Below are 12,110 nucleotides of genomic sequence, written 5' to 3' on the forward strand. Positions count from 1 at the left end.
CTGATGGAGTCACAATGTCCACCATTTCGCATTCGCCGCCCACGTTGACCACGGCTCTGTTGGAGCCGACCAACTGCCACACCGCCCATTTCGCCACCCGTTGGGTGCATCCGGACACTTCGGTGGTCACGGCGCACGGCGAGATCGACACCGCCAACGCCCAGGAGTTCGTCAACTATGCGCTGCGGCACGCCGACCTCGTCGAGCACCTGGTGGTGGATCTGTCCGGCGTCGACTTCTTCGGCACCGCAGGGTTTTCGGCCCTGCACACACTCAACACCCGTGCCGTCGCCGAGGGCATCGAGTGGACGCTGGTGCCCAGCGCATCGGTGAGCCGCCTGCTTCGGCTGTGCGACCCGGATTCGATTTTGCCGGTCAGCGCCGGTGTCGATGCCGCGCTGTCCACGGTGCAGGGCCGTCCGCAACCGTTATTGCAGCTGGTCCCGCAGTCGCATTAGCGATTTCGCGAGCAATCGCGAAACGTGCATCTGCGAGATTCCGACGCGTTCGGCGATCTGCGTCTGGGTGAGCGATTCGAAGAAGCGCAGCAGCAGCACGGTGCGTTCGCGCTCCGGTAGCGCGGCGAGTAACGGCCGCAACGCTTCCCGGTTCTCGATCTGGTCCAGGCCGAGGTCCACATCGCCGAGCGTGTCGGCGATCGCGGGGGCGTCCTCGGTTCCGCTGCCGCCGCTGTCGATCGACAGCGTGTTGTAGGAGCTGCCTGCCACCAGGCCCTCGACGACCTCGTCGCGATCCATGCCCAGTTCGGCGGCCAGCTCGCTGGCGGTGGGCGCCCGGCCCAGCCGCTGTGACAGTTCGGCGGTCGCCGAACCCAGCCGCAGGTGCAGTTCCTTGAGCCGCCGGGGCACCTTCACCGACCAGCTGTTGTCGCGGAAGTGCCTGCGCACCTCGCCCATGATGGTCGGCACCGCGAAGGACACGAAGTCCGAGCCCGCCTCGACATCGAACCGGATGACCGCGTTGACCAACCCGACCCGGGCCACCTGGACCAGGTCCTCGCGGGGCTCGCCACGGCCGTCGAAACGACGGGCGATGTGGTCGGCCAGCGGCAGGCAGCGCTCGACGATGCGGTCCCGCTGGCGCTGGAACTTCGGCGAGTCCTCGTCGAGGTTCTTCAGCTCGCGGAACATGTCGGCGACATCCGCATACTCAGAGTTCGGCCGTGACGACGAACCCTGTGACGTCCTAGGCGTCACTGCAGCGAGCTCGCTCTTCTCGTCGTCATGGAGATCCCGAATACCTGCGCGTCCTCGGGGCCCTGACCGTTCTGGAAGGTGCTCACCTCATCGGTCAACGACGACAGCACATGCCAACTGAAGCTGCCCGGGGCGAGGATGTCCGGACTCTTGCAGGTGGTCGACGCGTCGATGACCACCGCGTCGTCGCGTGCGTCGATGACGAGCAGCAGCATCGAATCGGGGACCGCGCTGCGAATGAGCCTCGTGCAGGCTTCGTCCACAGCCAGCCGCAGGTCCGCCACGGCGTCGAAGTCGAGATCCTCGAACGTCGCGACGGCCGCGACGAGTGTGCGCAGCACGGCGAGGTTCTCGAGCTCGGCCGCGACTCTCAGTTCCACCGACCGACCGCCGTGACCCTGCCCGTTGTTGGTGTTGGCGACGTCGGCCATCTGACCTCCCGGCAATGTCGAAGCGAGACTACCCCAGGTTGATTCCCAGCTAACCACGAGGACTCCGATGAACTGAGCGTGCGGACGTGTGGCACACGCAAGGCCCGGGTATCACGGGGCCATGCCGTCGCCGCTCATGCTCGCACCGATGATGCAGTGAGCGCGCGGATGACGGAAAACGCCCAATGGGCGCGCTCCACTCAGACCAATCCATGGTGCTCGTGCCATACCCCACCCATACAGGGAACCAAACATGCGACTTCGGCGTAGTAACCTGCACGGCCCGGGCCTGCGCCGGATCCGCCGGGGCAAGGGCTTCTCCTACCAGAATCCGGACGGCACCGCGGTCGCCGACGAGGCCACCCTGCAGCGCATCAAGGACCTGGTGATCCCGCCGGCGTGGAAAAACGTCTGGATCTGCCCGTACCCCAACGGCCACATCCAGGCGGTCGGCACCGACGCGGCTGGCCGCCGCCAGTACCTGTACCACCAGCGGTGGCAGGAGGAGCGCAACGAGGAGAAGTTCGACCGGGTGCTGCAGATGTCGGCGGCGCTGCCGGAGATGCGCAGGCAGATCGCTGCGGACCTGCGCGGTCGGGGACTCAAACGCGACCGGGTGCTCGCGGTGGCGCTGCATCTGCTGGACCTCGGCTACTTCCGCGCCGGTTCCGAGCAGTACGCGGAGGAGAACAACTCGTTCGGCATCTCCACCCTGCTCTGTGAACACGTGACGGTGCATCGCGCCGCGATCGAGTTCGACTTTCCCGCCAAGAGCGGCGTGCGCCGCACGCTGACGATCGACGATCCGACGGCTGTGCGTTCCGTGCGCGCACTGCTGCGGCGGCCGGAGCGCACGGAACGGCTGCTGGTGTGCCGCAACGGTTCCGGTTGGACCGACATTCACGCCGACGACCTCAACGCCCGATTCAAGGAACTCGTCGGCGCGGAGTACACGGTCAAGGACCTGCGGACGTGGCACGGCACGGTGCTGGCGGCGGTGGCTTTCGTCGACGCCGATCCCCCGGTCAACAAGACCGTCATCAAGCGTGTCGAATCGGCGGTGATGAAGGAGGTGGCCGAGGAACTCGGCAACACCCCGGCGGTGGCCCGCGCCTCCTACGTCGACCCCCGCGTCGTCGAGGGTTACGAGTCGAACCGGACGCTCGCAGCGGCCGTGCGTCGGGCCGCGAAGGTGAGGACGGTGGCCGAGCGGCAGGAGGTGCTCGACCGCGGCACCGCCCGCCTCATCCGGCAGGTCGCCAAGGATCAGTAACCCGTCCGGGCTCCGTTGCCCAGGTAGGTCAGCCCGCTGTCGGCCACCAGCGCCGGGTCGAGCAGGTTGCGGCTGTCCAGCACCACGGCGTCGGGTGCCTGCTCGGCGATCAGCGCCCAGTCCAGCTCGCGGAAGTGCGGCCACTCGGTGAGCACCACGATGGCGTCGGCGTCCTTGGTGGCCAGATACGGGTCGTCAACGGCGACGACCGAGGCCTCGCGTAACCGGGTCTGATCCAGCGCTGCCAGTCGGGGGTCGTATCCGGTGACCTGAGCGCCGAGGTCGCCGAGGCGTGCGCAGAGCGCCAGTGCGGGCGAATCCCGCATGTCGCTGGTCCCCGCCTTGAAAGTCAATCCCAGCGCCGTGATGCGCGCCCGCGCCAAGGGGATGCCGACGGCGCGGCGCAGCGCGGACAGGATGCGTTCGGGCTGTGCGTCGTTGGTGGCGCGGGCGGACTCCACCTCCGGCAATGCCACGCCGGCCAGCCTGCTCGTATGCAGGATTGCCGCGGTGTCCTTGGGCAGGCAGGAGCCGCCCCATCCCGGGCCCGGCGCCAGGAAGTGGGGCCCGATGCGCACGTCGGCGCCCATGCAACGGGTGACGTCCACGACGTCGGCGCCCACCCGCGAGCACAGCTGGGCCAGCGAGTTGGCATACGAGATCTTGACCGCCAGAAAGGCGTTACTGGCGTACTTCGCCAACTCCGCACTCTCCGGGGTCATCCGCAGGGTCTGCGCGAGACCGCCGTAGAGGCGGTCGACGAGGTCGGCCGCGTCGCCGTCGTCGGAGCCGATCACGACGCGGTCCGGGTTGCGGAAGTCGTAGACCGCGTGGCTCTCCCGTAGGAACTCCGGGTTCGACACCGCACGCAGCCGGGCCGGTTGCAGCCGCTGCGCCACCCGCCTGGTGGTGCCGACCGGCACCGTCGACTTGAGCACCACCACCGAGCCGGGGCGCAGCACCGTGGCGAGTTCGTCCACGACGGCGTCGACGGCCGACACGTCGGCCGAGCCGTCGGCCCGGCTCGGTGTGGGGACGCAGACGAACACCGCATCGCGGTCAGCCAGATCGCCGAGAGCACCGGTGAATTCGAGTGTGTGGTCCTTTCGCGCCTGCCGGAGCAGTTCGGGCAAGCCCGGCTCGTCGATCAGTGCGACTCCGCGGCGAAGTTGCTCGACGCGGCCGGCATCGACATCGACGCACACCGTGTGGTGGCCGAGTTCGGCCATGCACACGGCGGTCGTCAGGCCGACGTAGCCTGCTCCGATGACGCCGACGCGGATCTCGCTCATGCGCAGTCCTTCAGGAGGGTTTCGGTGGCGGCCAGCACCCGCGACACCGTGATGAGCAGCAACCCGCGATGCGGTTGGTCGCCGTGCGGATCACCCCTGTCGCCGGCCCACACCGCGATGTGCGGTCCGGTGCCACGCGGACCCCACCGGTTGGGCGGGGTCGGGCCGAACAGCAGAACCGACGGCGTTCCGGTCGCGGTGGCGATATGGCCCACACCGGTGTCGCCACAGATCAGCAGGCGGCAATCGATGACCAGCGCAACCAGATCGAGCAGGCCGAGTGTTCCGGCGAGCACGCACGATTGCGGGAGTCCGGCGCCGTCGGCCACCGACCGCGCGAGTTCGACCTCGCTGCCGTCGCCGGTGATGACGACGTCATAGCCGCGGTCGTGCAGTGCGGCGCCCACGGCGGCGAACCGCTCGGGTGGCCAGCGCCTGGCGGCGAACGCCGCGCCGGGATGGATGACGACAACGGAGGACCGGTCCGGGTGGCTCGGCGGCCGCGGGATGGCGAGATCAGCCGGCTCGCAGGGGATTCCGGCGGATTCCAGCAAGGTGCACCACCGGTCGACCTCATGCTGCTCGGCGCGCCAGGGCGGGCCGTCGACATCGGGGAACGCCTGATGGCGGTGGCTGATCAGCGCATCGGGCCGCAACGCGAGCAGGTCGGCGATGCTCTCGGGCCCGCTGCCGTGCAGGTTCACCGCCAGCGCGGGAGGTTTCCGGCGCGGCCGCAGCACACCGAGTCCCGGTGTGGTATGGACCTCGTCGACGGCGCCCGACAGCATCGCCAGCTCGGCATACCGCTCGGGGGCCGCCAGGACGATGCGCGCGTCCGGGTATGCCCGTCGGATCCCGCGCAGCGCCGGAATCCCGGTGAGCAGGTCGCCGAGACCCAGCGCGCGCAGGACCAGCACCTCGTCGCCGGCCAGGTCTACGGCCACGAGGACTCCGTCGAGGCGCAGACCACCAGTTCACGCACCTCACATCCGGCCGGTTGGGCCAACGCGAAGACCACCGACTCGGCCACGTGCTCGGGCTGGTTGAGCTTGGCGTCGGGCGGCGGTTTGTACTGCTCGTCGCGGCTGTCGAAGAACGCGGTGTGCATGCCGCCGGGAATCAGGGTGGTCACACCGACCTCGCCGGCCAGCTCGGCGGCAAGCGCGCGGGAGAACCCCACCACACCGAATTTCGACGCGCAGTAGGCCGTCGCGTCGCTGACCGCCTTGATGCCCAGTGTCGACGCGCAGGTCACGATCCGGCCGTGCGTCTGCTTCAGATACGGCAGCGCAGAGCGGATCACCGCCGCCGTGCCGAGCAGGTTGACGTGGATGACACGCTCCCAGTCCTTGACGGCCACGTCGTCGAGCTTTCCGCAGACGTCGGTTCCGCCCGCGGTGAACACGCCGTGGAGCTGCCCGCCCATCTGTTCGGCCAGGCTGCGCACCGCCACGTCGACGGCGTCGGTGTCGGCGAGGTCGGCACGTGCGAAGGCGACGTCGGACGGCGGATCGTTGCGGTCGATGACCAACGGTGTACCGCCGTGCCGCGCAACGGCTTGCACCGTGGCGGCGCCGAGTCCTGAGGCCCCGCCGGTGATCAGAATATTGCCCAGGTTCATGTCTTGCCTCCCGTTCGTTCCGGTCCTCGCTTCGCTGCGATCCTCACTCTCGATCGCCGCCGCGCCACCTCGGGCAGCAGCCGGGCGGTGGGCACGTCGCCCCTGCCGTACACCCGCGGGTTCTGTACGCAGCGGTCGATGGCCTCGGTCCCGATGCCCCAGACGTCGATCGGCACGTGCGCCGCCAAAGCGTCCAGCAAATCGGTGCCCACCGTGCGCCAGCGTCGGCACGGCTCATTGATCATCGTCGCCGCTGCGGCGAACTCACCGCTGTAGTGCAAACCGGGATCGGGGATTCCGTGATTGACCACATGCGTTGTCGCCTTGCCGTTGTCCCACATCATCCGGTTGAAGTCGGTTACATGGACCACCGGGATGTCGTCGCGCTCCGCTAGCGGGTGCACGCTGTCGACGGCGAACGGTCGTGGCGCGTTGTGCTCGACATACACTGCGGGAACGTCGATTCCCGGGCGGCGATCCAGCCAACGCGTCGCCAGCTCCACCTCCTCTGGACGCTGGAGGATGACGATGTCGACATCCGTGTCCCGCAGTCGTTCCCAGGAAATCTCCTGCGCTGCAGACCAATTCCTACCTCACAGTCCCGGCCGTCGGCGTCACGTTCCGCGTTCACCGGAATCACACAGCGGTGCCGACCGGCGACGAACGACTCCGTCCAGGAGCCGTGCACGTGCCAGAGCAGCACCCGGCGCTCAGGTGTCCAGACCGACATGGTGCGCCGCTTACCCGGCACTTCTCCGGCAAAACGGTTCTCGCGGTGACTCTTCCATTCTGTCCAGATCACAATTCGTCGCGTGGACAGGGCCGCGAGGAGCGCGGGTTTCGGCGCCTACGAGGCGGGCTACTCCGTCCGGATGTCAGGAAGTGCCGAACTCCCCGATGACGTCCCGGTGGCTGACGCCGTCGAACAGCAGCGCCCGGCCAGCGAGTCGACTCCCGACGAGGAAGTCGCCGTCGAGCCGGAGGCAGGCCCGCCGTTGGAGGCGACGGCCGCGGACTGGCAGGAGCAACTCGAGACGGTTGAGCTGGATCCCGACGAGGACCCCACCGAGGAGTAGCCCAAGCGAACACGGTTGCAGCCGAATGATTTTGGCATGACGGTCGCCGAACCGTCGGGATCGGCTGGTTGCGGCGCGGCCCATCCGTCGAGGCGGTGTTTAACCCGCTCCTGGTCCGGGAACCCGACGGTTGCGCGGGGAGATTCCCCGGGCTAGACCAGTCCACGCACAAGCGGGAAGGTAAGCATGACCGAGAAGAACAGTGGCCCGGAAGAAGGCATCAAGGGTGCCGTCGAGGACGTCAAGGGCAAGGCGAAAGAAGCGGTCGGCACCGTCACCGGACGCGACGACGTGGTCCGCGAGGGCAAGGCCCAGCAGGACAAGGCCGACGCGCAGCAGGACGCCGCACGCAAGGAGGCCGAGGCCGAGTCGGCTCGCGCCGGTGCGAAGACGGCCGAGAAGCGCCAGGAGAACGAACAGTAGAACCCTTTCAAAGAAGAGGCCCAGCCGATCGGCTGGGCCTCTTCTGGTCTTTCTGGTCCATCCGGCGCCGTCAATGTGCTCTACGCGGTCAACTGGTGGGTCGTTGCCGTTCGGCGTCGGGGTGGTCCTCATGCCAACGGTCCTCGATCTTGCGCACCCGCAGGTGTGCGATCAGGAACCAAGCCAGCGAGATCACCAGCAACACCGTCGAGATCACCATCAGGATGGCGCCGACATCGTAGTTATCGGTGCCGTAAGCGGCCAGGCCGCCGACGAACGAGACGCCGGAGACGCCGAGCAGGATGACCGCCGGCATGTTCCTACTGTCCTTCATGGTCTCGCCGGCGTGCGGCCGGGTGGTCCTGGCGTGGTCGACGGGGTCTTTCGGGCTCTTCATCGGTACTCCAATCTCGGCATACCTCAGCCGATGGTGACGGGCGAATCAAACAGCGCCCACCCTGTGCATAACCCGGGGCTACCAGGGCAAAACTGACGAAGGCGTGACCATCACTCGTAGCGCGGATACTGCTTCTCGCGCAGGACTCTCGCCAGGTGAACGGCGTTGCGGGCCAGTGCCGCATTCGTCGAGGCGACCGCCTCCGGCACCTCATCGAGGTCCTTGAAGTCGGTGCTCTGCATCGCCTCGCCCGTCCAGTACGTGCCGCCCTGGGCCGGGATGGTGTAGCCGATGTCGTTGAGCCCCTGGAAGCAGTCGGAGATCACCTTGTGCGCACCGTCCTCGTTACCGACGACACCGACCACGGCCACCTTGCCCACCATGATCGGCCTGCCGGCGTCGTCGGTGTTGGACAGTTCGGCGTCGAGGCGCTCGAGCACTCGCTGGGTAACGCTGCTCGGATGGCCGAGCCAGATGGGGGTGGAGAGCACCAGGACGTCGGCGGCCAGGAGCTTGTCCCTGATCTGAGGCCACTGGTCGCCGTCGCCCATGTCCGCCTCGACACCCGGGGAGATTGCGTAATCGACGCAGCGCACCGACTCGGTCTTCACTCCCGCGCCACGTAGGCGCTCGCAGATGTGCTCGGCCATCAGCGCACTGCTCGACTCGGCCGGACTGGGTTTGAGGCTGCACACCAGGGCCACCGCAGTCAATGGACGGCCGGTGTCCGTCGGGGCGCTCATGCGCCGATCACCGCGATGCCGGTCAACGCGGGCATGCTGGTGCCGAGAACCAGCAGCATGAGGGCCAGCAGGAACCAGAATGCGCCCTGCCACGCCGCTGACGGGCGTCCCTTGCGAGCACTCTGATGGGTCCGGATGAAGGCGCGCAGACTGCCTGCGAGCAGCACAGCCGGTGCGGCCAGGGCCAACAGCGTGCGCTGCGGCGGGCCGCACGCGATCGTGTCGGCGGTCGCCCCCTGACAGGTGCTCACCCACACGACGGCGGCCAGCAGAACGCCGGCACCCGCCACAGCGACACCGAGGGCGAACCGGACGGCGTCACCGAGTCCCGCATCGAGATGTCGCAGGTCGTTAGGAGTGTCGTACACGAAGAGCTCTCTCCCGAATCCGGCCATGAACACCGCTGACGTGACGAGCCACAGAATTCCCCGGCGAATTGGCCGATAAACCTCAGCGGTCGATGCGCAGGTGCGCAGTGAGCAGCATCCTGTCGAAGGTCGAGCGGGCGGGAAGGTCTTCCTCGTAGTCGAGTTCGAGGAAGTCCTTGGCGACCTGCTCGGCGAGCGCCCGCAGCTTGGTGTTGGTCTCCTGGGAGCGCCATCGCAACAGTTCGAACGCCGACTCGGCCGATATGCGGTAGATCAACATGAGCATGCCCTTGGTCTGTTCGATGACACCTCGGGCCTCTGCGATCTCGGCGACGGCGGCGTTGAGCGTCTTGTTCTGCTGCTCGAGCGTCGAGGGCGTGACGTCGACGTAGAAGCCGTGCGTGCCGACGACCTCATCGCTGTCGTCGTAGAGTTGGTCGCCCACCACGACGACGTGGTGCACGTTGCCCCGGGTGTCGATGATCCGGTGCGTGGTGGAGAATGCGCCCGAGGTGCGCCTGATCTCGTCCAGTGTCGCGGCCACGTGTCCGTAGTCGTCGGGGTGCTTGTGCGACAGCACCAGGTCGGTCGTCGGCTCGACCGTCCCGGGCTCGTATCCGTGGATTCGCTCGACCTGAGGCGACCACTCCCACCGTTCGTCGGCGAAGTAGAACCGGAACCAGCCGACTCGGTGCGGATCGCCGCCCGCGAGCGCCTGCTCGACGGGCGTTTGCCCCTCGAAGTCGGCGAGCTCGTCGGTCACGGAGAAAAGATTAGCGCGACGACCAGCGGGAGAAGTCGGTGTACGGCTCTACCATTCGTCCCGTGGCTTTGAGGTGGTATGTGGTGCTCGCCGCCACGGTGGCGGTTGCGTCCTGGCTACTCGGGGCCGCCGCGCCGTGGAGCGTGACGATCGGGCTGGCGGTGCCGGCGGCCCTGTTGGGAGTGCCGCGGTTCGTCGCGGGAGCCGCTGCCGGTTTGGCGACCCCGGGCGCCCGCGAGGACGCCACCGCCGCGATGTCCGGCGAGGAATTCGAAGATCACGTTGCACGGATCGCGCGGTCGTGCGGGGTGCCCGTCATCATGACCCCGACCACCGGCGACTGGGGCGTCGACATCATCGTCGGAAGGCGGCCGAACCGGCTGGCCATCCAATGCAAGCGCCAGGCGCGCCCGGTCGGGGCGGGCGCGGTGCAGGAGGTGGTGGCGGGCGCGCCCATGCAGGGGTGCACCAAGACGATGGTCGTCACCGACCACGACTTCACCACTGCCGCGCGCAAACTGGCCGGGTTGCACGGATGCGAATTGGTCGGCGGTGCCGAGCTAACCCGCCTTCGGTCGACGATCCGGCGGTTGCTCGAACCGTCGGCGGAGGTCAGCTGAGCGCATCTCGCACGGCGTCGACCGCCGCATCGATCTCCTCGCGAGACACCGTGAGCGCAGGCCGGAACCGCACGCTGTCCGCACCGCTGGGGAGCATGATGACCCGCCGCCGCCAGAGGCCGCGGAGCAGTTCGTCGCGCTGCGCCGCGGATGGAAGGCTGAACGCACACATCAGGCCGCGGCCCCGCACGTCGAGAACCACCTCCGGCATTTCCTTGGCGAGATTGTGGAGCCGGTCCAGCAGGTGACGGCCGGCGGTCGCGGCGCGCTTCATCAATCCGTCGGCTTCGATCACCTCCAGAACGCGTCGGGCCCGGACCATGTCGGCGAGGTTGCCGCCCCAAGTGGAGTTCACCCGCGAGCTGACAGCGAAGACGTTGCCCGCCACGTCGTCGATTCGGCGCCCGGCCATGATGCCGCACACCTGCGTCTTCTTGCCGAACGCGACCACGTCGGGTGTGACGCCCAATTGCTGGTAAGCCCAGGGTGTTCCGGTCATACCGCAACCGGTCTGAACCTCGTCGAGAATCATCAGCGCGTCGAACTCGTCGCACATCTGCCGCATGGCCGCCAGGAACTGCGGCCTGAAGTGGCGGTCACCGCCCTCCCCCTGGATCGGCTCGGCGATGAAGCATGCGATGTCGTGCGGGGCCGCCTCGAAGGCGGCGCGGGCCTGCCGCAAGGACTCGGCTTCGCGCGCGTATACGTCGGCGCCCGGACGCAGATACGGCGCCTCGATGCGGGGCCAGTCGAACTTGGGGAAGCGAGCCACCTTGGCGGGGTCGGTGTTGGTAAGCGACATCGTGTACCCGCTGCGTCCGTGGAACGCGCCGCGCAGATGCAGCACGCTGGTGCCGAGGCGCGGGTCGATCCCGTGCGCCTCGTTCCATCTGCTCTTCCAGTCGAACGCGACCTTCAATGCGTTCTCCACGGCCAGGGCGCCGCCGTCGATGAAGAACAGGTGGGGCAGATCGGGATCGCCGAGCACGCGGACGAAGGTGTCGACGAACCGCGCCATCGCGACGGTGTAGACGTCGGAATTGCTGGGCTTGTTGACCGCGGCCTTGGCAAGCTCGGACAGGAAGGCCTCGTCGCCGGTCAGCGCGGGGTGGTTCATGCCAAGCGCCGAGGACGCGAAGAAGGTGAACATGTCGAGGTAGCGCGCACCGTTGCGGGCATCCACGAGCCATGAGCCCGACGACCGCTCGGTGTCGAGCACCAGATCCATGCCGTCGGCAAGGATGCTGCGCGCCAGCACGGCGTGTACATCGTCGGGACGGATCCGGGTCCCCACTCGACCCGGCTCGGGGCGCGACAAGACATCGGTCATGCCGCCATATTACCCATATTTTTCCTGTCTACTGTCTCAATGACAGGAACTATTGCGCTATAGACTGCCTTCCTTCGTAAAAGGTCTGTAAGATGACCGTGCTGCGCGTGCGCACGTTCGCCGCGGTCCGGATCTGCTGGAGCAGGTCCTCGAGCGCCCGTGCCGACTCGACGCGCACCAGCAGCACGTAGCTCTCCTCGCCCGCGACGGAGTGACATGACTCGATGGCCGCTATGTGCGCGAGGCGCGCAGGCGCATCATCGGGTTGAGACGGATCGAGAGGGGTGATGGCGACGAACGCCGACAGGTGGTGGCCCACCGCCTCGGGAGCCAGCCGCGCCTGGTACCCGGTGATGACCCCCCGGGACTCCAGGCGCCGGACCCGCGACTGCACCGCGGATACCGACAGTCCGGCCGTCGCCGCCAGGTGGGCCAGCGTGGCACGACCGTCGGTGACGAGTTCGCGGGCCAGGATGCGGTCGATCTCGTCGAGCTTCGCGGCGGCGGGGTGGTCCTCGGCATCACCCATGGCCGCACTGTATCCGAGTGGGTGACT

General features: G+C 67.8%; 16 protein-coding genes and 1 pseudogene. 5 read left to right on the top strand and 12 right to left on the bottom strand.

Annotation, left to right across the window (positions count from 1 at the left end; translation table 11 throughout):
• Positions 1-14: 14 nt before the first annotated feature.
• Positions 15-458, top strand: coding sequence for an STAS domain-containing protein (locus K3G64_RS02805; RefSeq protein ID WP_238888840.1), 444 nt, complete (start codon positions 15-17; stop codon positions 456-458).
• Here K3G64_RS02805 and K3G64_RS02810 read toward each other — a convergent pair.
• Both K3G64_RS02810 and K3G64_RS02815 read right to left on the bottom strand, forming a co-directional pair.
• Positions 429-1,217: an RNA polymerase sigma factor SigF gene (locus tag K3G64_RS02810; protein ID WP_238888841.1), complete on the bottom strand. Its 789-nt coding sequence runs from the start codon at positions 1,215-1,217 to the stop codon at positions 429-431. The two genes, K3G64_RS02805 and K3G64_RS02810, sit on opposite strands and share 30 nt — an antisense overlap.
• Complete coding sequence (locus tag K3G64_RS02815; protein WP_238888842.1) at positions 1,214-1,648, bottom strand: ATP-binding protein; 435 nt, start codon at positions 1,646-1,648, stop codon at positions 1,214-1,216. The genes K3G64_RS02810 and K3G64_RS02815 overlap by 4 nt, the downstream gene beginning before the upstream one ends.
• Before the next feature lie 253 nt (positions 1,649-1,901).
• Here K3G64_RS02815 and K3G64_RS02820 point away from each other — a divergent pair, with 253 nt between their 5' ends.
• On the top strand, positions 1,902-2,921 hold the full coding sequence (locus K3G64_RS02820) for a DNA topoisomerase IB (protein WP_238888843.1): 1,020 nt from the start codon (positions 1,902-1,904) through the stop codon (positions 2,919-2,921).
• On the opposite strand, the gene K3G64_RS02825 is transcribed toward K3G64_RS02820, so the two are convergent.
• The 4 genes and pseudogenes from K3G64_RS02825 to K3G64_RS02840 form a co-directional block, all read right to left on the bottom strand.
• Positions 2,915-4,213 carry a UDP-glucose dehydrogenase family protein gene (locus tag K3G64_RS02825; protein ID WP_238888844.1) on the bottom strand — a complete coding sequence of 433 codons (1,299 nt, stop codon included), beginning with the start codon at positions 4,211-4,213 and terminating at the stop codon, positions 2,915-2,917. The genes K3G64_RS02820 and K3G64_RS02825 overlap by 7 nt on opposite strands.
• Entirely contained in the window at positions 4,210-5,157 is a 948-nt protein-coding gene (locus K3G64_RS02830) for a glycosyltransferase family 9 protein (protein WP_238888845.1), read from the bottom strand. The genes K3G64_RS02825 and K3G64_RS02830 overlap by 4 nt, the downstream gene beginning before the upstream one ends.
• Positions 5,148-5,834, bottom strand: coding sequence for an SDR family oxidoreductase (locus K3G64_RS02835; protein WP_238888846.1), 687 nt, complete (start codon positions 5,832-5,834; stop codon positions 5,148-5,150). The genes K3G64_RS02830 and K3G64_RS02835 overlap by 10 nt, the downstream gene beginning before the upstream one ends.
• 53 nt (positions 5,835-5,887) lie before the next feature.
• Positions 5,888-6,564, bottom strand: a pseudogene (locus tag K3G64_RS02840) (glycosyltransferase family 1 protein); the annotation flags it as partial.
• 82 nt (positions 6,565-6,646) lie between these two features.
• Between K3G64_RS02840 and K3G64_RS02845 the strand changes: the two are divergent.
• Both K3G64_RS02845 and mbp1 read left to right on the top strand, forming a co-directional pair.
• Positions 6,647-6,910: a hypothetical protein gene (locus K3G64_RS02845; RefSeq protein ID WP_370647074.1), complete on the top strand. Its 264-nt coding sequence runs from the start codon at positions 6,647-6,649 to the stop codon at positions 6,908-6,910.
• A gap of 186 nt (positions 6,911-7,096) precedes the next feature.
• The gene (gene mbp1, locus K3G64_RS02850; protein ID WP_238888848.1) at positions 7,097-7,333 is read left to right on the top strand and encodes a microaggregate-binding protein 1; all 237 of its coding nucleotides are present in this window, start codon (positions 7,097-7,099) and stop codon (positions 7,331-7,333) included.
• Between the two features lie 88 nt (positions 7,334-7,421).
• Here the strand turns inward: mbp1 and usfY are convergent, their stop codons facing one another.
• The 4 genes from usfY to K3G64_RS02870 form a co-directional block, all read right to left on the bottom strand.
• Entirely contained in the window at positions 7,422-7,730 is a 309-nt protein-coding gene (gene usfY / locus K3G64_RS02855) for a protein UsfY (RefSeq protein WP_238888850.1), read from the bottom strand.
• A 110-nt stretch (positions 7,731-7,840) separates the two neighbouring features.
• Positions 7,841-8,473: a flavodoxin family protein gene (locus tag K3G64_RS02860; RefSeq protein ID WP_238888852.1), complete on the bottom strand. Its 633-nt coding sequence runs from the start codon at positions 8,471-8,473 to the stop codon at positions 7,841-7,843.
• Positions 8,470-8,841, bottom strand: coding sequence for a hypothetical protein (locus tag K3G64_RS02865; RefSeq protein WP_238888854.1), 372 nt, complete (start codon positions 8,839-8,841; stop codon positions 8,470-8,472). Before K3G64_RS02865 ends, K3G64_RS02860 begins: the two co-directional genes overlap by 4 nt.
• Positions 8,842-8,923: 82 nt before the next feature.
• On the bottom strand, positions 8,924-9,604 hold the full coding sequence (locus K3G64_RS02870) for a PAS and ANTAR domain-containing protein (RefSeq protein WP_238888855.1): 681 nt from the start codon (positions 9,602-9,604) through the stop codon (positions 8,924-8,926).
• 62 nt (positions 9,605-9,666) lie between these two features.
• Between K3G64_RS02870 and K3G64_RS02875 the strand changes: the two genes are divergently transcribed.
• Positions 9,667-10,224: a restriction endonuclease gene (locus K3G64_RS02875; RefSeq protein ID WP_238888857.1), complete on the top strand. Its 558-nt coding sequence runs from the start codon at positions 9,667-9,669 to the stop codon at positions 10,222-10,224.
• Here the strand turns inward: K3G64_RS02875 and lat are convergent.
• Together lat and K3G64_RS02885 are read right to left on the bottom strand one after the other, a co-directional pair.
• A complete protein-coding gene (gene lat, locus K3G64_RS02880) occupies positions 10,217-11,554 on the bottom strand; it encodes an L-lysine 6-transaminase (protein ID WP_238888859.1) in 1,338 nt (445 codons plus the stop codon). The two genes, K3G64_RS02875 and lat, sit on opposite strands and share 8 nt — an antisense overlap.
• Before the next feature lie 49 nt (positions 11,555-11,603).
• Positions 11,604-12,083, bottom strand: coding sequence for an Lrp/AsnC family transcriptional regulator (locus tag K3G64_RS02885; protein ID WP_238888860.1), 480 nt, complete (start codon positions 12,081-12,083; stop codon positions 11,604-11,606).
• Positions 12,084-12,110: the final 27 nt, after the last annotated feature.

It is taken from the genome of Mycobacterium sp. IDR2000157661 (assembly GCF_022317005.1).
GTDB lineage: Bacteria > Actinomycetota > Actinomycetes > Mycobacteriales > Mycobacteriaceae > Mycobacterium.